Genomic DNA, 268 nt, shown 5'->3' on the forward strand with positions numbered 1-268 from the left:
CACGCCATGGCAATGCCATCGCCACTGGCAACATCAGGGTTCGAGGTATACAAATACACCTTACTGGCGCCGCCGGTGGCTAAAGCAATAAAGCGAGCGCTGAGAATTTCTACTTGCTCTTTGGCACGGTTATAAACATACACGCCATGACAATGTTTGCCGTCGCGCCCAAGTTTGGCGTCGGTAATAAGGTCGATGGCGTTGTAATTCTCTAACAAGGTAATATTAGGGTGTGCTTGCACCCGCTCAATCAGCGTTGTTTGCACTG

The 268-nt window shown here is 50.0% G+C and carries 1 protein-coding gene; it reads right to left on the reverse strand.

Features of this window, described 5'->3' with window-relative positions:
* Positions 1 to 268: FAD-binding protein (locus CWC14_RS18955; RefSeq protein ID WP_138564417.1), on the reverse strand; the 268-nt coding region annotated here is incomplete at both ends.

The sequence above is a fragment of the Pseudoalteromonas sp. S3260 genome, assembly GCF_005886925.1.
Lineage (GTDB): Bacteria > Pseudomonadota > Gammaproteobacteria > Enterobacterales > Alteromonadaceae > Pseudoalteromonas > Pseudoalteromonas tetraodonis.